Annotated in this window: 19 protein-coding genes; 12 read left to right on the forward strand and 7 right to left on the reverse strand. The window is 68.3% G+C overall.

What is annotated here, in order from left to right; all coding sequences use genetic code 11:
* Nucleotides 1–26 precede the first annotated feature (26 nt).
* From Q0579_RS10140 to Q0579_RS10150, 3 genes are all read left to right on the forward strand, one after another.
* The gene (locus Q0579_RS10140) at nt 27–1634 is read left to right on the forward strand and encodes a lysine--tRNA ligase (RefSeq protein ID WP_298811845.1); all 1608 of its coding nucleotides are present in this window, start codon (nt 27–29) and stop codon (nt 1632–1634) included.
* A 368-nt stretch (nt 1635–2002) separates the two neighbouring features.
* Nucleotides 2003–3208 carry an MFS transporter gene (locus Q0579_RS10145; protein ID WP_298811846.1) on the forward strand — a complete coding sequence of 402 codons (1206 nt, stop codon included), beginning with the start codon at nt 2003–2005 and terminating at the stop codon, nt 3206–3208.
* A 146-nt stretch (nt 3209–3354) separates the two neighbouring features.
* Nucleotides 3355–4362: a histone deacetylase family protein gene (locus Q0579_RS10150; RefSeq protein WP_298811848.1), complete on the forward strand. Its 1008-nt coding sequence runs from the start codon at nt 3355–3357 to the stop codon at nt 4360–4362.
* 184 nt (nt 4363–4546) lie between these two features.
* On the opposite strand, the gene Q0579_RS10155 is transcribed toward Q0579_RS10150, so the two are convergent.
* From Q0579_RS10155 to Q0579_RS10175, 5 genes are all read right to left on the reverse strand, one after another.
* Entirely contained in the window at nt 4547–4825 is a 279-nt protein-coding gene (locus Q0579_RS10155) for an acylphosphatase (protein WP_298811849.1), read from the reverse strand.
* A complete protein-coding gene (locus Q0579_RS10160; RefSeq protein ID WP_298811851.1) occupies nt 4822–4968 on the reverse strand; it encodes a hypothetical protein in 147 nt (48 codons plus the stop codon). The genes Q0579_RS10155 and Q0579_RS10160 overlap by 4 nt, the downstream gene beginning before the upstream one ends.
* A 46-nt stretch (nt 4969–5014) precedes the next feature.
* Nucleotides 5015–5677 (reverse strand): peptidylprolyl isomerase, encoded by a 663-nt coding sequence (locus Q0579_RS10165; protein WP_298811852.1) that lies wholly within the window; start codon nt 5675–5677, stop codon nt 5015–5017.
* Nucleotides 5678–5816: 139 nt separating this feature from the next.
* Nucleotides 5817–6944, reverse strand: coding sequence for an alpha/beta fold hydrolase (locus Q0579_RS10170; protein ID WP_298811853.1), 1128 nt, complete (start codon nt 6942–6944; stop codon nt 5817–5819).
* A 161-nt stretch (nt 6945–7105) separates the two neighbouring features.
* Nucleotides 7106–8629, reverse strand: coding sequence for a peptide chain release factor 3 (locus Q0579_RS10175; RefSeq protein WP_298811855.1), 1524 nt, complete (start codon nt 8627–8629; stop codon nt 7106–7108).
* Between the two features lie 297 nt (nt 8630–8926).
* On the opposite strand from Q0579_RS10175, the gene Q0579_RS10180 reads away from it, so the two are divergent.
* The 9 genes from Q0579_RS10180 (at nt 8927) to Q0579_RS10220 (ending at nt 18716) form a co-directional block, all read left to right on the forward strand.
* Nucleotides 8927–9946 (forward strand): ferritin-like domain-containing protein, encoded by a 1020-nt coding sequence (locus Q0579_RS10180; RefSeq protein ID WP_298811857.1) that lies wholly within the window; start codon nt 8927–8929, stop codon nt 9944–9946.
* An 11-nt stretch (nt 9947–9957) separates the two neighbouring features.
* Nucleotides 9958–10995: a ferritin-like domain-containing protein gene (locus tag Q0579_RS10185; RefSeq protein ID WP_298811859.1), complete on the forward strand. Its 1038-nt coding sequence runs from the start codon at nt 9958–9960 to the stop codon at nt 10993–10995.
* Nucleotides 10996–11455: 460 nt separating this feature from the next.
* Nucleotides 11456–14266, forward strand: a complete 2811-nt coding sequence (locus Q0579_RS10190; protein ID WP_298811861.1) for a monovalent cation/H+ antiporter subunit A — start codon at nt 11456–11458, stop codon at nt 14264–14266.
* A complete protein-coding gene (locus Q0579_RS10195) occupies nt 14263–14628 on the forward strand; it encodes a Na+/H+ antiporter subunit C (RefSeq protein ID WP_298811862.1) in 366 nt (121 codons plus the stop codon). Before Q0579_RS10190 ends, Q0579_RS10195 begins: the two co-directional genes overlap by 4 nt.
* On the forward strand, nt 14625–16145 hold the full coding sequence (locus tag Q0579_RS10200) for a monovalent cation/H+ antiporter subunit D (RefSeq protein ID WP_298811864.1): 1521 nt from the start codon (nt 14625–14627) through the stop codon (nt 16143–16145). The genes Q0579_RS10195 and Q0579_RS10200 overlap by 4 nt, the downstream gene beginning before the upstream one ends.
* Entirely contained in the window at nt 16142–16630 is a 489-nt protein-coding gene (locus Q0579_RS10205) for a Na+/H+ antiporter subunit E (RefSeq protein ID WP_298811865.1), read from the forward strand. The genes Q0579_RS10200 and Q0579_RS10205 overlap by 4 nt, the downstream gene beginning before the upstream one ends.
* A complete protein-coding gene (locus tag Q0579_RS10210) occupies nt 16627–16896 on the forward strand; it encodes a K+/H+ antiporter subunit F (protein ID WP_298811866.1) in 270 nt (89 codons plus the stop codon). Before Q0579_RS10205 ends, Q0579_RS10210 begins: the two co-directional genes overlap by 4 nt.
* A complete protein-coding gene (locus tag Q0579_RS10215; RefSeq protein ID WP_298811867.1) occupies nt 16893–17306 on the forward strand; it encodes a Na+/H+ antiporter subunit G in 414 nt (137 codons plus the stop codon). The genes Q0579_RS10210 and Q0579_RS10215 overlap by 4 nt, the downstream gene beginning before the upstream one ends.
* Nucleotides 17307–17450: 144 nt before the next feature.
* Nucleotides 17451–18716: an MFS transporter gene (locus Q0579_RS10220; protein WP_298811868.1), complete on the forward strand. Its 1266-nt coding sequence runs from the start codon at nt 17451–17453 to the stop codon at nt 18714–18716.
* Here the strand turns inward: Q0579_RS10220 and Q0579_RS10225 are convergent.
* Together Q0579_RS10225 and Q0579_RS10230 are read right to left on the reverse strand one after the other, a co-directional pair.
* Nucleotides 18678–19412 (reverse strand): helix-turn-helix domain-containing protein, encoded by a 735-nt coding sequence (locus tag Q0579_RS10225; RefSeq protein WP_298811869.1) that lies wholly within the window; start codon nt 19410–19412, stop codon nt 18678–18680. The genes Q0579_RS10220 and Q0579_RS10225 overlap by 39 nt on opposite strands.
* Nucleotides 19413–19584: 172 nt before the next feature.
* Nucleotides 19585–20634: a helix-turn-helix domain-containing protein gene (locus Q0579_RS10230; RefSeq protein ID WP_298811870.1), complete on the reverse strand. Its 1050-nt coding sequence runs from the start codon at nt 20632–20634 to the stop codon at nt 19585–19587.
* Between the last annotated feature and the right edge of the window lie 366 nt (nt 20635–21000).

A 21000-nucleotide genomic window follows, 5' to 3' on the forward strand; every position in this document is an offset into this window, starting at 1 on the left:
GCCTTATCGCTACGTCGCACCGCACCATGAACGACGAACTGCGATCCGCTGCCCTAGAGTCCAAGGCCTGGCCGTACGAGGAGGCGCGCAAGCTCCTTAAACGCTATCCGAGCGGCAAGCCCGGTGGCGAGCCCGTCCTGTTCGAAACCGGCTACGGCCCCTCGGGGCTGCCGCACATCGGCACCTTCAACGAGGTGCTGCGCACGACCATGGTGCGCCAGGCGTTCCATGCCTTGTCGGATCAGCCGACGCGGCTGGTCGCGTTCAGCGACGACATGGACGGCCTGCGCAAGGTGCCCGACAATGTTCCGAACGGCGCGATGCTTGCCGAGCATCTCGGCAAGCCGCTGACGCGCATCCCCGATCCGTTCGGCAAGTTCGACAGCTTCGCGGCGCACAACAACGCGATGCTGCGGCAATTCCTCGACCGCTTCGGGTTCGACTACGAGTTCGTGTCCTCGACCGATTACTATACGCAAGGCCGCTTCGACGAGGCGCTGCGCGGCGTGCTGCGGCATTTCGGGGGCGTGATGGACGTGATGCTGCCGACGCTACGCGCCGAGCGCCGCGCGACCTATTCGCCGATCTTGCCGATCAGCCCGACCACCGGCATCGTGCTCCAGGTGCCGGTCGAGGTGGTCGACGCGGAGGCGGGCACGATCGCCTTCACCGATCCCGCCACGAACGAGCGCGTCGAGCAGAGTGCGCTCGGCGGCATGTCGAAGCTGCAGTGGAAGGTCGACTGGGCGATGCGCTGGGTCGCGCTCGGCGTCGATTACGAGATGGCGGGCAAGGACCTGATCGACTCGGTTACGCAATCGTCGAAGATCGCGCGCGTGCTCGGCGGACGCCCGCCCGAGGGCTTCAATTACGAGATGTTCCTCGACGAGAATGGCGAGAAGATCTCGAAGTCGAAGGGCAATGGCCTGAGCCTCGAGCAATGGCTGACCTACGGCCCCGAGGAGAGCCTCGCGTTCTACGCGTACCGCGAGCCGAAAAAGGCCAAACAGCTTCACATGGGCGTGATCCCGCGTGCGGTGGACGAATACTGGCAGTTCCGCGGTAATTACGCGGGCCAGGCGGTCAAGGAACGGCTCGGCAATCCGGTCCACCACATCCATGATGGCAAGCTGCCCGATGGCGAGCTGCCGGTGACGTTCGGGCTGCTGCTCAACCTCGTCGGTGTGATGGGCGAGGGCGCGACGCCCGATCAGGTCTGGGCCTACCTCGCCAATTACGTGCCGGACGCCTCGGCCGCGCGCTATCCCGAGCTCGACCGGCTGATCGGCCACGCGCTCGCCTATCACCGCGACTTCATCGCACCGACGCTCAAGCGCCGCGCGCCGGTTGGTGTGGAGGTCGAGGCGCTACAACGGCTCGACGCCGCGCTCGCCGCACTGCCCGCCGACGCGAGTGCCGAGGACATCCAGAACGAGGTGTACGAGATCGGCAAGACCGGCGGCTTCGACTCGCTACGCGACTGGTTCAAGGCGCTATACGAGACGTTGCTGGGATCGTCCCAGGGCCCACGGATGGGCAGCTTCATCAAGCTGTACGGGGTGGAAAACAGCCGAAAGCTGATCGCGGACGCCTTGGCCGCAGGCGCGGCCACGCCCGCGCCGGTGCGCGGCTAACCGCGCAGCGCCAAGGCCGGCCGGCGGGTCGGTACCAACCGACCCGTCCGACGACGCCGCAGGCGAAGTCGCGGCTGAGCCCGCGCCGGTGCGCGGCCCAACCGCGCAGCGCCAAGGCCGGCCGGCGGGTCGGTGCCAACCGGCCCGTCCGACGACGCGGGCTTTGCCCGCGGTGGCCTCTTCCTGTTTGCCTTCCGTTCAAAAAGCCGAGTTTGCCGGTGCGCCGGGTAACAGCGAGCGTAGGTGATCGCGCATATCACCCCGACCCACCACAAAACCCTCATTTCGGTGAGGGAGCCCGATGCTCGTGAGCCAGCCGCTCGCATCCAACCTTGCACCCCGCCTCCCCAGCCCGCATCTATGCTGCAATGCAGCAACACACGCCCGCCTCCGCCCTGAAGGCCGCCGCGCCGGTCGGCCTCGTCCATCTCGCGCTCGCCGTCGGCGGCTTCGCGATCGGCACGACTGAGTTCGCCGCGATGAGCCTCGAGCCCGACCTCGCGCGCGGGCTGGGCGTCGACGCGCCCGCGGTCGGTCACCTGATCAGCGCCTATGCGCTCGGCGTCGTCGTCGGTGCGCCGACGTTGGCGGTCGCACTCGCCAAGGTGCCGCGTCGCACTGCGCTGATCATCCTCATGCTCATGTTCGCGGCCGGCAATGCGCTGTCGGCATTCGCGCCGGGGTATGACGCGATGCTCGCGTTCCGCTTCCTCGCCGGGCTGCCGCACGGCGCTTATTTCGGGGTCGCCGCGCTCGTCGCCGCGTCGCTGATGCCCGAGCGGCGCACTACCGCGATCGGGCGCGTGATGCTGGGGCTGACGGTCGCGACGATCGTCGGCGTGCCGCTCGCCAAGCTGCTCGGCCAGTGGCTCAGCTGGCGCTATGTGTTCGGCGTGGTCGCGGCGCTCGCGCTCACCACCGCCGCGCTGGTCGCCGCCTCCGCGCCGCACGACCGGCCCGATCACGACGCCAGCCCGCTGCGCGAACTCGCAGCACTTCGCAACGGTCAGGTGTGGCTGACGCTCGCGATTGGCGCGATCGGCTTCGGCGGATTGTTCGCGGTCTACACCTATCTCGCCTCGACGCTGACCGAGGTCACTGGCGCATCGAATGCGGTCGTGCCGCTGGTGCTCGCGGTGTTCGGTGCAGGGCTGACCGCGGGCAATCTGTTCGTGCCGCGCTTCGCCGATCGCGCGCTGATGCCAACCGCGGGCGTGCTGCTGGTCTGGTCGGCGGTCGTGCTCGCGCTCTATCCGTGGGCGAGCGGCAGCCTCGCCGCGATCACCGCCTGCGTCTTCGCGATCGGCTGCGGCGGCGCACTCGCCACCGTGCTCCAGACGCGGTTGATGGACGTGGCGGGCGACGCCCAGGGGCTGGCGGCCGCGCTCAACCATTCCGCGTTCAACGTCGCCAACGCGATCGGGCCGTGGGCGGGTGGCCTGGCGATCGCGGGCGGCTACGGCTGGGCCTCGACCGGATATGTCGGCAGCGCGCTGGCGCTCGGCGGGCTCGCGATCTGGGCGCTGACGCTCTTGGTCGAACGGTACCGGCGAGGACGGCCCGCGCTCGCGTGAGCAGCGCATTGGCCATGTCATACGCCGCGCGGGCATGGCATGATTGCGCCAATGACCTTTGCCTCTCGTCCAGATCCTGTCGTCGCGCGCGCGCACATGCGTAGGGGTGTGACTTTAGCGACTTTCCGGCGTAGCGAGCGCCGCGCATGAGGCGGTTCTTCTCGCCCGCGCAGGCCACCCACGCGCCCGTGCAGGAACTGCACAACGGTGCCTTCACCGATTACGCCGAGAAGCCGTCGCGCGCGCAGGCGATCCTCGACGCGATCGGCGGCGCGGAGCAGCCGGACGACTATGGCACCGCACCGATCGAGGCGGTGCACGACGCCGATTACCTCGCCTTCCTGCGCGACGCGGCACGGTTGTGGGAGGAGGCCGGGCGGCCCGGACAGGCGATCCCCTACGCCTTTCCGATCGTCGGTCGCCGCCCGCTCGCGCTGTCGCGCATCGACGCGCTGCTCGGGCGCTACGCGTTCGACGCGACCACGCCGTTGACGCATCAGACCTGGGCCGCGGGCTATGCCAGCGCGCAATCCGCACTCGCCGCGACGCACACGGTGCTGGCGGGCGAGCGCGCTGCCTTCGCGCTGTGCCGCCCGCCCGGCCACCATGCCGGACGCGATTATTGCGGCGGCTATTGCCACATCAACGTGGCAGCGGTCGCAGCACAAGCGGCGCGAGACGCTGGTGCGGCGCGCGTCGCGGTGCTCGACATCGACTATCACCACGGCAACGGCACGCAGGACATCTTCTGGCACCGCGGCGGCGTCTTCTACGCCTCACTCCACGCCGATCCCGCGAGCGATTACCCGTTCTTCTGGGGCCACGCCGACGAGGTCGGCGAAGGCGAGGGGCGGGGCGCAACACTCAACCTGCCGCTGCCGCAGGGTACGCGGATCGATGCGTTCCGCACCGCACAGGATCGGGCGCTCGCGGCGATCGCGCGGTTCGGGGCCGAGCTGCTCGTCGTCAGCTTCGGCGCGGACACGTGGGAGGGCGATCCGATCAGCCGGTTCAAGCTGACGACCCACGACTATCCCGTCCTCGCGCGCGACATCGCCGCCTTGGGGTTACCGACCGCGATCGTGATGGAAGGTGGGTACGCGATCGACGCGCTGGGTCGCAACGTCGCCGCGTTCCTGTCGGGGTTCGACTGAACCAACGCGCCGTCATCCCGGACTTGATCCGGGATCCCGCTTCTTCTTGCAGACCGAGATCGAAGCGGCCCCGAATAACGTAGCAGTGGCAGGGCAAGCGGGTCGACAATCGTCCATGTGTCTTGTCAAAGGGATGGGTTGGGAAAGGTATCCTTCCTTCCATCGCGGCCTGCTCGCTTCCAGGTCAGCGTGTCGTTCGCTTCTCGAACCCGTGCAAGGCTTCACCCGACACGTCATCACTAACCGCCACGTCATCGACCCGCGACGCCGGTGATCCCTGACGCACACGATCGATCATCGCGGCGACCATCTCGGGCGCACCCGACACCACGGCTTCGACCGATCCGTCGGCACGGTTGCGCACCCAGCCGTCGAGCCCGAGCCCGCGCGCCTGCTCGACGGTCCAGTCGCGAAAGAATACGCCCTGCACCCGGCCGGTCACCACCAGCCGGCGGCGGATCACTCCACCTGATCCCCGCTCGCCGGCTCGGGATAATCGTCGGGTTTCGCCTTGCCCTGGTTCTTGACCGCCTGCTCGTCCGCCACGTCGCGGACCTTGTCGTCGCGCTCGAAATCGCCGCCGGGCTTGTTGGGTTGATCGGGCATCGCTCGTCTCCTTTGAAGCACCCAACGAGCTACCGATCGGGAAGGTTCAGCCTTCCCGCCGACGCTCGATCAACCACGGTCGCGGGCGCCCGGTTGGCTGCGGCTTGCCGTCCAGCCGGACTGCGCGGTTGACGCGCACCGGACGCAGCATCAACGTGCCGCGTATCTGCCCCCCGACTGGCTCGGCGAGGATACGGCGCACGGTCGCCTGCCCCGACACGACGCGGCCGAACGCGGCGTAGCCGGGGTTGCTCGGCGACCAGTCCATCGACGGCAGCGCGCCGACCGAGATAAAGAAATTGCCGTTCGCCGATCCGGGCGGCCCCATCCGCGCCATCGAGATCGTCATGTCGAGGTGTTTGATCCCGGTCTTCTTCGTCGATTCGTGCGGGATCGTGTCAAGGAAGCGGCGCGCGTCGGTGCGGATGCCGCCCTGAATGAAGCCGTAGCGCGGATCGCGCTTGTTCTTGGCGGTGCGATAGAAAGAGATGCCGTCGAACCGCCCGTCGTCGACGTAGCGCAGGAAATTGGCGGTGGTCGCGGGCGCCTTCTTCGCCGCCAGCGCGATCACCATCGGGCCGTCGGCGGTTTCCAGCCGCACCCGCACCCAGCCGGGTGTCGCACGATCGGCACGCTGCGCCGCGGCGGGCGCGACGAGCAAGGGGGCGAGCAGGGGGCCGAGCAGCGCGGGGGCGATGAAGCGGATCATGGCCGGCGGGGTAGAACCCGACCTTGCCGGCTGCAAGGCTCTCCTCCCTGACCGGGAGGGGTTGGCGCGGGTCGACCCGACCGCGAAGCGCTCTCTGTTCTACTGCTCACCCGACCCTTTATGTCAGAAGGCGAGAGGATCAGCGCGTCCGCTCCAGCAGTGCCGCCAGGTCACCTTCCCAGAACTTTGCCCAGGTATGCGTGCCGTGTCCGCGCGTCTCGGGCGTCTCGGGGATCAGCCGAAAGGTGGCGTTCTTCATCCGCTTCACGCCCTCCGCCGGATAGGTGAAGCCGCGCGGATTGATGAAATCGTCGGCCGAGTTGATCCACACGGTCGGTGCGGTGATCGCCTCCAGCCGCGGCCACGGATCGTAGGTGCGCGACGAATCGAGTTGACAGATCAGGTCGTTCGCGTCGATCCCCGTGATCGAGGCCGCCACCCGCTCGCGCGCGTAGCGGACCGCGGCATCGCGCGTCGGGTAATTGGCCTGGATCCACAATGGCGCACCGCCCGCGACGAACAGCAGCGAGGCCGCGCCGCGGATGCCCTGCGCCGGTTCGGCGGTGTAATTGCCCGCCATCCACGCCGGATCGCTGGTGATCGCGTCTATCGCGAGTTGCCGCCACATCCGGTTCAGCCCCGCGATCGGCACCACCTCGCACCCCAGCGGCATCAGCGCGCGCGCGAACGTCGGATAGGTCTCGCCCCACACGAACGCGTGCATGCACCCCATCGACGTGCCCATGATCAGCCGCATCCGTTTGATGCCCAGCCCTTCGGTCAGCAGCCGGTGCTGGGCTGCCACCATGTCGTCGTAATCGTACTTCGGAAACGCCATCCGCAGCCCGTCGGACGGCTTGGACGACCCGCCATGCCCGATATTGTCGGGCAGGATGACGAAGAAGCGCGTGATGTCGAGCGGCTGGCCCGGGCCGTAGAGCCGGTCGGCGAACTGGGGGCTGAGGAACTGCTTGCCCGTGCCGCCGGTGCCGTGGAGCACCATCACCGCATTGTCGATCTCGCCCGCGGCGTTGCGGTGCGGGGTGCCGAGCGTGGTGTAGTGAAGCCTGAGCGCGCGCATCCGCTCGCCCGAGCGGAACGCGAAATCGCGCGCGGTGAAGTCCGCCTCGCGCGTTGGCCATCTGGTCGTGGTTGCGGGCGTCGTCGCCGCGCGGGTGGCGATCGGCGCGGCGGGGGTCGCCTGCGGCGGCGGAGACGACGGCGGTATCTGGGCCTGAACGGCGGAGAGCAGAAGGGCGAGCAGCATGGACACATGCTACACGCGCCGCGGCGTCGCGCTAGAGTGATCGGTTCATACTGCCGTCACCCCGGACTTGATCCGGGGTCCCGCTATCTCGGCCGGTCGAACAGAAGCGGGATCCCGGCTCAAGGCCGGGATGACGCGCGCGGGACAGGGCGTGACTCGCCTTACCGCTCGCGCGTCGCGTTGAAGCGGACCTTGGGATAACGATCCGCGACATAGCCGATCTCCCACGCGCTCTTCGCCAGGAACACCGGATTGCCGTCACGGTCCTTCGCCATCGCGCCGCGGTTCACGTCGGCGAATGCCTTCAGGTCGGCGGCCTCGCCCGTCACCCAGCGCGCCGTATCGAACGGCGCGGGCTCCAGCCCCGCGGCGACCTTATACTCCGCCTCCAGCCGGCTGATCAGCACCTCGAGCTGCAACTGCCCGACGACGCCGACGATCCAGTTGGACCCGATCTCGGGGTAGAACACCTGCGTCACGCCTTCCTCGGCCATGTCGTCCAGCGCCTTGCGCAACTGCTTGGTCTTGGTCGGGTCCTTGAGCGCCACGCGGCGCAGGATCTCGGGCGCGAAATTGGGCAGGCCGGTGAAGCGGATGTCGGCGCGCTCGGACAGCGTATCGCCGACGCGCAGCGTGCCGTGGTTGGGGATGCCGATGATGTCGCCGGGGAACGCCTCGTCCGCGACCTCGCGGTTCTGCGCGAAGAACAGGATCGGCGAGTGAACCGCGATCGGCTTGCCGTGGCCGGTCGGAGTCAGCTTCATGCCGCGCTTGAACGTGCCCGAGCACAACCGCATGAATGCGATCCGGTCGCGGTGGTTGGGGTCCATGTTGGCCTGCACCTTGAACACGAAACCGGTGACCTCGTCCGCGTCGGGCGCGATCGGCGCGGGCTCGGCCGGTTGCGGGCGCGGGGGCGGTGCGTGGCGGGCGAGCGCGTCGATCAGCTCGGCGACGCCGAAATCTTTCAGCGCCGATCCGAAATAGACCGGGGTCAGGTCGCCGTTGCGGTACGCCTCGCCGTCGAACGCGGCATAGCCCGCCTGCGCCAGCTCGACTTCCTCGGCGAACCGCTCGGACAAGGTCACGTCCTGGTCGACGCGGCCCTGGAAGTTGCGGCTGTCGCCCTCGGGCCGGCTGACCCCGCCCGTTTCCAGGTCGAGCACGCCCTCGAACTCGCCGCCCATGCCGATCGGCCAGCTCATCGGCGCCACGTCCAATGCGAGGATATCGGCGATCTCGTCGAGCAGCTCGAACACTGGGCGACCTTCGCGGTCGACCTTGTTGACGAAGGTAATGATGGGAACCGAGCGCAGCCGGCACACCTCGAACAATTTGCGCGTCTGCGCCTCGATGCCGCGCGCCGCGTCGATCACCATCACCGCCGAATCGACCGCGGTCAGCGTGCGGTACGTGTCCTCCGAGAAATCCTCGTGGCCCGGCGTGTCGAGCAGGTTGAAGGTGATGCCGCCCCGCTCGAATGTCATCACCGACGAGGTGACCGAGATGCCGCGCTGCTGCTCGATCTTCATCCAGTCGGACCGCGCGCGCCGGTTCGCCCCGCGCGCCTTCACCTCGCCCGCCAGATGGATCGCGCCGCCCGCGACGAGCAGTTTCTCGGTCAGCGTGGTCTTGCCGGCGTCGGGGTGGGAGATGATCGCAAAGGTACGGCGGGGCGAAGTCATGGTGATCCTGGATGAACGGCACCGGCCCGGTCGGCCCGGCAGGCGGACGAACGCGGTCGTGAAGGCGCGCGCTTAGCAGCAAGTCGGCGGCGGGAACAGCCGCGAGCGATCCCGCGTCGGACCTCGATCGATGATGCAGATCAGGCAGAAATATGCCTTTTTGCGAGCGGTTTACGACCGGATCGGCGCGTCTTTGTCACGCCGCCGCGCGTTGGGGCGGCTGATCGGTGTCGATCTGCTGCGATCAACGCGTGATCGCGGGCGTGCGAGGCCGACAACAAGGTGAGGAGACACCGGATGGCCGACACCGTTGAGTTGATCGAGGCGCTCGATCGGCGCGTAAAGCGTCGCGAGGAGCGGCGTGAGTTCTTTCGCCATGCCCTCAGCGTCGGTGCACTCGCCGCGGGCGGCGCGGCGGCGTTGAGTTTCCCGGGCCAGGCGATGGCACAGACCGCGGCACCGAGCGACAGTGACATCCTCAATTTCGCGCTCAATCTCGAATATCTCGAAGCGCAGTTCTACACCTATGCGGTCACCGGCGCGGGGCTGCCCGCGGCGCAACTGTCCGGCACCGGCACGGCGGGTGCGGTCACCGGCGCACGCCAGGCGAACCTCACCGATCGCAGCGTGATCCAATATGCGCGCGAGATCGCGGCGGATGAGGCGGCGCACGTCGCCTCGCTGCGCACCGCGCTCGGCTCCGCCGCAGTGGCGCAGCCCGCGATCAACCTGTCGGGCGCGGCGGGCGGCCCCTTCACCGCGGCGGCGGTCGCGGCGGGGATCGACCTGTCGGCGAGCGGCGGGGTGTTCGACCCTTACGCCAATGACGACAATTTCCTGCTCGGCGCGTACATCTTCGAGGACGTGGGCGTCACCGCCTATCAGGGCGCATCGCCGCTCATCAGCAACGTCGACATCCTCGACTCCGCGGCGGGCATCCTTGCTGCCGAAGCGTTTCACGCCGGCATCATCCGCGGCGCGCTCTACGCCCGCGGGGTCGCAACGCCAGCGCTGCGCACCAACGCCGACAAGATCTCGGACGCGCGCGACACGCTTGATGGCGTGCGCAACTCGGCCAGCGGCGCGTTGCCCACGATCGTTGCCGATGACGACCAGGGCATCTCGCCCGTCACGATCAACGGCCAGACCGCGTCGAACTTCGTGCCGACCGACACCAACGGCCGCACCTTCAGCCGCACGCCCGAGCAGGTGCACAACATCGTCTATCTGACGCGCAATCAGGTCACGGCCGGCGGCTTCTTCCCCAATGGCACCAACAACCCCAACCCGGCGCTGACGCGCTCGGGCGCGAACTGAGCGAGGCCACGATGAGCAACGAAACCAGCTTCGTCGAGATGATCGAGCACGCCGAGCATCAGCGCAGCGCCCGGCGCAACTTCATCCGGATGTGCGGCGGCGCGGCGGTGATGACCGGCGGCCTGTCGCTCCTCGCCGCCTGCGACGAGGACAACGGCTACGCGCCGACACCGCAACCCAGCCCGACGCCGACCCCCACCCCCGCCACGGGCGTGACCGATAATGACGTGCTCAATTTCGCGCTCCAGCTCGAATATCTGGAGGGGAATTATTATTCCTACGCGACGACGGGCCAGGGGATCGCCGCCAATCTGCAGACCGGCACCGGAACCCAGGGCGCGGTGATCACCGGGTCGGGCGCGGGCGCGGCACGCCAGGTGACCTTCACCGATCAGGTGCTGGCGCAATATGCGCGCGAGATCGCGGCGGACGAACTCGCGCACATCACCTTTCTGCGCAGCGCGCTCGGCAGCGCGGCGGTCGCGCAACCGGCGATCAACCTGTCGGGCTCGGCGAGCGTCACCACGCCCGGCGGCACCGCGGTCGGCGCGTTCACTGCAGCGGCGCGCGCGGCGGGCGTGATCGGCGCGAGCGACATCTTCGATCCCTTCGCCAGCGACGAGAACTTCCTGATCGGTTCGTACCTGCTGACCGATGTCGGGGTGACCGCCTATCGCGGGTCGGCGCGGCTGATCACCAACAAGGCGTTCATCGAGGCCGCGGCGGGCATCCTGACCACCGAATGCTATCACGACGGCGTGATCCGCTCGTCGTTGTGGCAGCGCGGGCTCGCCGCGCCGACGATCTACACGCAAATCCAGCAGATTTCGGATACGCGCGACGGGCTGGACGGCGCGACCGACACCGATCAGGGGATCGGCGATGCCACCACCGCCAATCTGGTGCCGACCAACGCGGGCGGCTTGGTGCTCGGCCGCACGCCGCAGCAGGTGCTGAACGTCGTGTACCAGAACCGTACGGCGGTGAACGCGGGCGGCTTCTATCCCGCGGGCGTCAACGGCAACGTGCGCACCTCCGGCGCCAATTAAGTCAGGTTCTCGATGATCGAACCGCGTCCGTGCGACCAGCGCGGGCGCGGTTTCCTATGAGGGAACTCGGCCCGTCAGCGACGCAGCAGCGCCGCCGCAAGCGCGATCATGCCGAAGATCGAGACGAACAACAGGACCAGCACGATCTGGATCGCGCGGTGAACTCTGGGATCATTGGCCACGCCGCCGATATGGCGTGGTGTTGCGCGTTCACAAGCAAGCACGCGATCTAGGTGCCTGCGCCAACGGGCACGAAAACGTATCGACCCGTACAGACCGCCGCCTCGCCGGCAACGCACCCTTACCCAGACGGGTATCGGCACGGACGATGTGTCAAATCATTGCACATCGGTTGAATCGACCATCCCAGCCATGATCAGGCAACCGCACCGGCATGCCGGTGGTTGTGCCCGGCCGCCGTGCGATGCGATGGGGGAGCACGAAAAGGGAGATTACGCTTGTGGCCTTGCTGGCCCTGATCTTTGTGCCGTTCGCGGCGGTGCTGCTGCTGGGGTTGACCCGGCACGCCTCGCGCGGCGCGCACGTCGGGATCGCGGCGGGGGCGAGCGGCGCGGGGCTGGCAATCCTGTTGTCACAGGCGCCGGCGGTGCTCGCAGGATTGACGCCGTCCCTCACGCTTGCGTGGCTGCCTGCGCTCGGGCTCGAATTCAGCCTGTGGCTCGATCCGCTCGCCTTGCTGTTCGCGGGCCTGATCCTCGGCATCGGCCTGCTCGTGATCGTCTACGCGCAAGGTTATCTGTCAAATAACGAGCCGAGCGCGCGTTTCCTGTCGTTCCTGATGCTGTTCCAGGGCGCGATGGTTGGCATCGCTCTGTCGCGCAACGTGCTGCTGATGCTGGTGTTCTGGGAGCTGACGAGCCTGTCGTCGTTCCTGCTGATCGGTTTCTGGCGCGACCGTGTCGATGCGCGGCAGGGCGCGCGCATGGCGCTGACCGTGACAGGCGGCGGGGGCCTCGCGCTGATCGCGGGGCTGGTGCTGCTCGGCAAGGTGGCGGGTTCGTACGACCTGTCGACGATTCTCGCGCGCGGCGCGCTGGTGCAGGCGTCGCCGCTCTACCCTGCGATCCTGCTGTTGGTGCTCGGCGGCGCGTTCACCAAATCGGCGCAATTCCCGTTCCATTTCTGGCTGCCGCACGCCATGGCCGCGCCGACCCCCGTCAGCGCCTATCTCCATTCCGCGACAATGGTGAAGGCGGGTGTGTTCCTGCTCGCGCGATTGTGGCCGGTGCTCGCAGGCACCGACTGGTGGTTCGGCATCGTCGCCTCGGTCGGGCTCGTGACGATGCTGTTCGGCGCGGGCGTCGCGCTGTTCCGCCACGATCTGAAGGCGATCCTGGCTTATTCGACGATCAGCCAATTGGGGCTGATGGTGATGCTGCTCGGCTTTGGGACCGTGGCGGCGGTGACCGCCGCGGTGTTCCACATCCTCAATCATGCCGCGTTCAAGGCCGCCTTGTTCATGCACGCGGGCGTGATCGATCATGAGACGGGCACGCGCGACATCCGCCGGCTTGGCGGGCTCGCTGCGCTGATGCCGCTCACCGCGACGCTGGGCGTGCTGGCGGCAGCGGCGATGGCGGGGCTGCCCCCGCTCGGCGGCTTCATCTCGAAGGAGATGATGCTGGAAGAGAGCACCCACGCGCTGCTCGGCGGGCAGCATCTGCTCGTGCCGGTGCTGGCGACGCTCGCGGCGATGCTGTCGGCAGCCTATTCGCTGCGCTACGCCTGGTGGCTCCACGCCGGTGCGCGCCAAACGGGCGAGGTCGCGCATTCGCATGATCCGGGCGCTGCACTGCTCGGCCCGCCCGCGCTCCTCGCGCTCATCGCCCTGGCACTCGGGCTTGCGCCGATGACGCTCGCTGCTCCGCTGGTCGCGGCGGCGAGTGCGGCGGTGACGCGTACTGCCATCCCGGAATTGCACCTCGCCTTGTGGCACGGCGTCAATCCCGCATTGCTGATGAGCCTGGGCGCCGTGATGGTCGCGGTCGTGCTGCTGATCGGCTATCGCGGGGTCGCCCGCCTCGCCGCGCGCGTACCCGCACCCGATGCAAAGCATCTGTTCGACGGCGGCATGGAATGGAGTGTCGCGGCACTGCGCCGCTGGTGGAGCTGGCTTCATCAGGCATCGCTGCAACGCTATCTGTTCGTCCTCTTCGGTGTTGCGCTGCTGCTCGGCCTTGACGCCGCCGCACGGTTCGCCATTGCCGCGGGCGATGCACCGACCACGCCCGCGGGGCCGGTTGCGGTGATCGCCTGGGGCGCGCTGGTGGCGGCAGTGATGGCGGTGGTCGTTGTTGATCGCCGCCGTTTCCTGGCGCTCATCTTCATCAGCGTGATTGGTCTGGTGATGGCGCTCGCGTTCATTCACCTGTCGGCCCCCGACCTCGCCCTGACGCAGATCGCGGTGGAGGTGGTGACGATCCTGCTGATGCTGCTCGCGCTCCACCTGTTGCCGCACAATCCGCCGCGGCTGTCGGGCGTGGGCCGCCGCGTGCGCGACGGCGCGCTGGCCCTCGCGGGTGGCGGCGGCATGGGCTGGCTCGCCTGGACGATCATGACGCGGCCGATGCGCGACGGCATCTCGCGCTTCCACTGGGAACACAGTTACTCGGGTGGCGGCGGCACCAATGTCGTCAACGTGACGCTTGTCGACTTTCGTGCTTTCGACACGCTGGGTGAGATCATCGTGCTCGGCATCGCCGGACTGGCCATCTTCGCGCTGCTGGAACCCGCCGCGCGCGGGATCGCCGGGCGCCGGTTGCGCGAATGGCGCTCGACCGAATTGTTCTCCCTCGAACAGCATCCCATGATGTTCGTCATGGCGACGCGGCTGCTGTTGCCGCTCGTTCTGTTGGTCGGGCTCTACATCTTCCTGCGCGGGCACAACCAACCGGGCGGCGGCTTCGTCGCGGCGCTGGTGTTCTCGATCGCGGTTCTGCTGCAATATCTCGCTTCCGGCTTCGACTGGACCGACGAGCGGCGGCGGATCGGCGAGCATCAGTTGATCGGGCTGGGCGTGCTGATCGCCGCCGCGACCGGTCTCGGTTCGCTGCTGTTCGGCGCGCCATTCCTGTCGAGCAGCTTCGGCCATTTCCACCTGCCCGTGATCGGCGAGTTCGAGCTTGCCACCGCGATGATCTTCGACCTGGGCGTCGCCTTCGTCGTCGTCGGTGCGGTGGTGATGGCGCTCGCGCAATTGAGCCATGTCGCGCAGCGCGCCGCGCGCCAGCCACCCGAGGAGCGCACGTGAGCCTCGAATTCCTCGTCGCCTCCGCCATCGCGGTGCTGATTGCTGGCGGCATCTACCTCGCGCTGCGCGGGCGGACGTTCCAGGTCGTGCTCGGGCTGACGCTGATCTCCTACGCGATCAACCTGTTCCTGTTCGCGATCGGGCGGCTCGTCGTTGATGCGCCGCCGCTCTATGCCAAGGGTGTGACGCACCATGCCGATCCGCTGCCGCAGGCGCTGGTGCTGACCGCGATCGTTATCACCTTTGGCATGACCGCGCTGACCGTGATCCTGTCGCTGCGCAGCTTCCTGGAGGCTGGAACGGACCAGGTCGATGGACAACCGGATGCCGACGCAAGTGTTGATGCGGGAGCGCGCGCGTGACCGCGATCGACCATCTGCTGATCGCGCCGATCGTCGTGCCCGCGGTCACCGCGCCCGTCACCATGCTGGTGATGCGCCGCCGGCGGCTGTTCAGCCTGTATCTCTCGCTCGCCGGTTGCGTCGCGATGCTCGCCGCCGCGCTCGCGCTGTTCGCGCGCGCGCAGGACGACCAGATCCGCTCCTACGCGATCGGCGGCTGGAGGGCGCCGTTCGGGATCGTGCTGGTGCTCGATCGACTGGCGGCGATCATGCTGGTGCTGACCGCCGTGCTGGCGCTCGCCGTGCTCGTCCACGCGATCGTGACCGGTGCCGACCGGAAGGGCTGGCATTTCCACCCCTTGTTCCACTTTCAGCTGCTCGGGCTGAACGGTGCGTTCCTGACCGGCGACCTGTTCAACCTGTTCGTCTTCTTCGAGGTGTTGCTGATCGCCTCCTACGGCCTGATGCTTCACGGCCAGGGCGCGCTGCGGTTGAAGGCGGGGGTCGCGTACGTGGTCGTCAACATCGTCGGCTCGGCGCTGTTCCTTGTCGCGCTCGGGCTGCTCTACGGGCTGACCGCGACGCTCAACATGGCCGATCTGTCGGTCCGCGTCGCGGCGCTCGGGCCGGCCGATCAGGGGCTGTTGCGCGTCGCGGGATTGCTGCTGACGGCGGTGTTCGCGCTGAAGGCAGCGGCAGTGCCGCTCCACCTCTGGCTGCCGCGCACCTACGCCGCGACCATGCCCGTCACTGCAACATTGTTCGCCATCATGACCAAAGTAGGCGTTTACGCCATGATCCGCACCGTGCCGCTGATCTTTGGCGCGCGCGCGGGTGCGGCGGCGTGGGTGCCTGTGCCCTATCTGCTGGCGTCCGCGATCCTCGGCGCGGTCGTCGGCTTCGTCGGCGTGCTGACCGCCAGAGGCCTACGCGAACAGGCCGCGTTCGCCGTGCTCGCCTCCACGGGAACCTTGCTGATCGCAGTGTCGGGCTGGCGCGAGGGGATGCTCGCCGCCGGCCTATATTACCTGGTTCAGGCGGTGCTTGCGGGAGCGCTGCTGTTCCTTGTCGCCGACGTGGTGCTGCGGCGGCGCGGTCAGTACGGCGATGCACTGGTGCCGAGCCCGCGCTTTGCCGATCACAACGGTGCCGGGCTGCTTTACCTCGCCGCCGCAATCGCCGTCGTCGGCCTGCCTCCGCTCGCCGCATTCGTCGGCAAGCTGCTGATCCTCGACGCGAGCTTCGGTGCGCCTAATTGGCCTGCGATCTGGACCACGATCCTTCTCACCACCTTCGTCGGCGTGATCGGCTTCTCGCGCAGCGGCTCGACCCTGTTCTGGAAAGCGGCGTTGAGAGCGGATCCAGTTGCTGCCCCGGCACGCGCGCGCACCGACTTCCTCGTGCCCACCGCGCTTCTCGCGCTACTCGCCGCGCTGGCGGTCGGGGCGGGCTGGACGACCGCGCAGACGCGCGCCGCCGCCGCGCAGGTGATGGCACCGTCGCGCTACGTGACTGTCGTGCTGGGAGGCTCGCGATGAGGCACCTGCTGCCGCACCCCGCGCTGTCGGGGATGTTGTTGATCGTTTGGGTGTTGATGGCGAACAACGTTGCATTGGGGGGCATCGTTCTGGGTGCGATCTTCGCGGTCGTGCTGCCCAAGTTCACGCAGCCATTCTGGCCCGACCGGCCGCGGATGCGGTTCGGTCGTGCCCTGCTCGGCTATCTCGCGATCGTCATCCTAGACATCCTGGTCGCCAATTTCCAGGTCGCCTGGCTGATCCTGTTCCGCCGCAATCGCGACCTGCGCGCGCGCTGGCTGGTGGTGCCGATCGATCTGACCACACCCGAGGCGATCACGGTGCTCGCAGGCACGATCAGCCTGACGCCCGGTACGGTGTCGTCCGACGTGTCGGCGGACGGCCGCCACCTGCTGGTCCACGCGCTCGACGTGGGAAATCCCGCGGACGAGATCGCGCGGATCAAGGCGCGCTACGAAGCGCGGTTGCAGCAGGTGTTCGCGTGATCGCGGTCGCGCTCCACGTCGCCGCCGGGGCGGTCGCGCTCGCGCTGGCGTTGAACGTCTGGCGGCTGCTGCGTGGCCCGGCGCTCGGCGACCGGATCGTCGCGCTCGACACGATGGTGATCAACGCCATCGCCATGATCGTGCTGATCGGCATGATCGGTGGCAACGACACCTATTTCGAGGCCGCGCTGCTGCTCGCGATGGTGGGGTTCGTCAGCACCATCGCTTATTGCAAGTTCGTGCTGCGCGGGGACATCGTCGAATGAGCATCGTCGCACAAGTCGTGGTCACCGCGCTGCTGCTGCTCGGCGCGGGGTTCGTTCTGATCGGCAGCTGGGGTCTGGTGCGCCTGCCGACGACGATGGAGCGGCTGCACGGGCCGACCAAGGCGACGACGCTGGGACTGGGCGCGCTGCTGCTCGCCTCGGTCACCTATTTCCAGGTGCGGCTCGGCATCTGGACCGCGCACGAGCTGCTGATCTCGTTGTTCCTGTTCATCACCGCGCCGATTTCCGCCAACATGATCGCGAAGGTGCACCTTCACCGCGTCCGTATCGGCGCGATCAGCGAACCCGACAGCATCGCCGGGGCGCCGCCGCGGCCGAGCGACGAGGCGGACTGGGCAACGTTCGAGGCGCCGCGACGCGACACGCCGAGTTCGACCGCGAACACCTGAACGAGGTTTGGCGCCGGACAGGACCACCGGTGTGATCCGACCCCGAGGGCGCAGCGTGCGGCGACATAACTCCGCCGAGAACATGAGCGGCAAACGACCGGCCACGATTGACCCAAGACGAGCGTTGCGCGAGGCGGTCGGCGGATGAACGCTCGTGCCCCCGCCGCCGCGACCACGCGCGTGATCCTGGTGCTCGCAGCCCTTCACCTGCTCGCCTTCGTCGATCGCACCGCGCTGTCGGGCGTATTGCCGCTGGTGCGCGGCGAGGTGGCGATGAACGACGCGCAGGCCGGGTGGCTGATCGGCACCGCCTTTGCGCTGCCTTATGCGGCGACCGCGCTCGCACTCGCCGCGATCATGCGCGGGCGCCGCGCGTCGGTCGGCTGGCTGGCGGGCGGGGTGCTCGCCTGGACCGCGGCGGCGATCGCGTCCGCGGCGGCGACGTCGCTCGTGACGCTCAGCCTCGCGCGCGCGCTGCTGGGCGTGGGGCAAGGAGTGTTCGTACCGCTCGCGGTGGCGTGGCTGATCGATCAGGCCGGCGAGAAGCGCGCGTCGGCGCTGGCGACCTTTGCCAGCGGCGCGACGATCGGGCGCAGCATCGCGCTATTGTTGGTCGGCACGTTGCTGTGGCTGCTGGCGATCATATTCGCACGGACGAACATCGCGCACTGGCGCTGGCTGCTCGCACTCACCGCAGTTCCCAACCTGCTGATCCTGCCGGTGCTGCTGCGCGCATCGCCGCGCGCCGTGTCCGCGACGCCGATCGGAGGGGAGCAGGCCACGCCGTGGCACGCGCTGGCGGCGTTTTTCGCGGTGGCGATCGCGCCGCTGATCCTCGCACAAGCGGCGGGTGGCTGGATGCCGACGCTGTTCGTGCGGCAGGCAGGGATCACCGCTGCGCAGGCGGCGACGCTGCTGGGGGTGGTGACGCTCGCGACCGGGTGGGTCGGGCAGAGCGTATGCGGATGGTTGCTCGCGCGGCGTCCTGCACTTGTCGCGTACCTGCCGCTGATCGTCCTGATCGCGCTGGCGGCGACGCTGGTCCCCTTTGCCCTGCTGACACAGGCGCGCACGCTCCCGGCGATGGTGGTGTGCGTGGTGGCGGCGAACCTGATGCTCGGTGTGTCCGGCTTCGCCGGCCTGTTCGGGGTGCAGGCGCTGATCCCGCCCGCCGCGCGCGCGAGCGTCAACGGCATCTATTTCGCGCTGGTGACCCTGATCGCGGTCGGCAGCGGCCCCTTGCTCGCGGGATTGCTGGCCGAGAGCGGATGGTCGACCGCGGCGGCGCTGCTCGGCACCGGGGTCATCGCCACGCTCGCCTGCGCGGCGGCCGTGGCGATGAGCCGGGTCACATTCCATGCCGCTTTGCGGTCAAGCGGCGGCGGCATAGTCCCACTCGCCGGGCGCTAACGCGGCCGTTCGCTCCAGATAGCGGCGCGGCGTGGTGCCGAGAAAGCGGTTGGCGTCGCGCAGGAAATGCGAGCTGTCGAAGTAACCGAAGGCGAGCACACTGTCGAACCGCAGGCCCGACTGCCGGAACGCCTCCAGCGCGGCGAGGAAGCGCGCGCGCACCAGCAGCAATTTGGGCGCGAAGCCGAAATAGCGCAGTGTCGTGCGACGAAGCAGGTGCGGACTGACGCCGAGCATCTCGGCCGCTGCGCCGACGTCGGTCACGTCGAAGCGCCCGACCAGCGCGGCAAACCCGCGCGTGACCGCGGCGCCGGGCTCCCCGGGCAAGTGGCGGCGCTGTGCCGCGAGCGCGTGGGCGACACGTGCGCAGCCGAGCGCGTCGCCCGGAAGGGCGGGGCTCGCGATGCCGATGGTCGCAGCCGGCACGATCCGGTCGGTCAGCGTGTCGGCGCGAACATGCGTGATGCGGGACCAGTCCGCCGCATCCAGCTCGACCTCGATCGGCGCGGGGCCATCGACCCACAAGGTCACCGCGCGGCTGGTCGGCCCGAGCAGGCTGACGCGCGCGAGTTGCGCGTCAAAGCGGCAGCGCGTCTCGGCCGCGACCTGCGTGCCCGCGGGCAGCACGATCAGCCGCGCCGCACCGGGCAACCGCGGGATCGCGTAGCGCGCAGGGACGTAAGCCGGCCCGGTCACGCGCATCCTCGCGGTTGCTCCGTGTGATCCTGATGCTGCAACCGCCATGTTCTTCCCCGCTGGACGCGCAGCGCGGCGGAGCCGCGCGGCGACGGGCGGAGAATTGGTCCAGTTCGTACAACGCGGAAATGTCCGCGCGGCTCATCGGTGAGACGCGGGTTGATCGAGGAGCTTAATCCTGATCAACCCTGCTGCCTTCGTTGATCGTCGCTTCGAGAAAGCGCATCTCGCGCACCGGGGCGGGCGTGTCGCGCGACGCACGCCAGCCCTCGCGGTAGCTGCCCGGGCGCGTGCCGTAATGATCGACGAACAGGCGGCTCGCGTGCGCTTCGCTACGAAAGCCCCAGTGGAGCGCCAGTTCGGCAAAGGTGCGCTGCTCGCGCGGGTCCATCAGCGACAGGCGCAACGCGTGCAGCCGACGCGCGCGGATGTAGCCGTTGATCCCGCCCAGCGGCTTGAAGAGCCGGTACAGCGTCGCGCGTGACACGTCCGAGCGGGCGACGATCATCTCCGGTCCCAGATCGGGGTCGTTGATCGACGCTTCGATCAGCGCGCGGATGGTCGTCAGCCGCGCCTGGTCGCGCGCGCGCGCCGCCGTGTCAGCAGCGGTTCGCGCCGGCTGCAACGCGCCCCGCACCAGGGCGAACAGCGCATCGACCGCGTGCCCGCTGCCGACGAGATCGAGATCGTTCAAGCGCGGCAGCAGGACCCGCACGTAGTCGGTCAGCAGCGCGGTCGTGCCCGGCTTGGTCAAGGCACCGTTCGGATCGCGCTGCCCGGAGGCGAGGTCCTGGAACACGGGTCGCGACACGCGCAGCAGGTAGAGGTGCGCGCGTCGGAAGCGATTGCGCGCGGGCTTGTGCGCATCGTAGATGATCCCGCACCCCGGTGGCACGCGCGTGAAGCCGGCCCCGTGATCGACCTCCACCTCGCCCGCGATCACCAGCGTGATCGTGAAATGATCGAACTGGTCGTGCGCGACGTGCGCGGGCGTGCGGTGATGGCCGACGTCGTTCAGATGCCGCTCGAAGATGGTCAGCCGATCGAGCGACCATGCCGACACGCGGGCGTGGAAATCCGGGCCGAGCTGTTCCGCATCGGTCCCCCCGGCATATAGCTCGCGGTACGCACGAAAGCGCGCTTCCCCGGGCAGGGTATCGCTGTCGAATTGCAAGAACCCGCGCGCGCGCTGATCGTCGTCGGGCGGCGGCGATTTGGTCACCCGGCGCCGCGCAATGCGAGCGATGAAGAGCCGGCTCGCTGCCGCGATGTTACATCGCGGCGGTCATGACCGAAGAGGAATGTCCTGCGACAATAGGGTTTGTCGCGGTGCCCCTCGATGCCAATCAATCCGTCCTGCATCAAGCGACAACCGCCGTGTCCGCGATTGTAGTTTTCGGACAATCTTCATGGCCGGATCCGCGGAGCGTCTGAATTTGCACGGAATTCTGCAGCCCTTCCTCGTTACGTCAAAGTTTCAAAGCCGACGCCAAGCGGAATCGGAACATCGGCGCCGGCTTAGAGAAGCCGCCACTGCGATGACATGTCCGATGCACGAATGCGAGTGCCGGCCGCTTTCTGCTGCCAG

Origin of the sequence: uncultured Sphingomonas sp., assembly GCF_936927845.1 — a bacterium.
In the GTDB taxonomy this organism is placed as follows: domain Bacteria; phylum Pseudomonadota; class Alphaproteobacteria; order Sphingomonadales; family Sphingomonadaceae; genus Sphingomonas.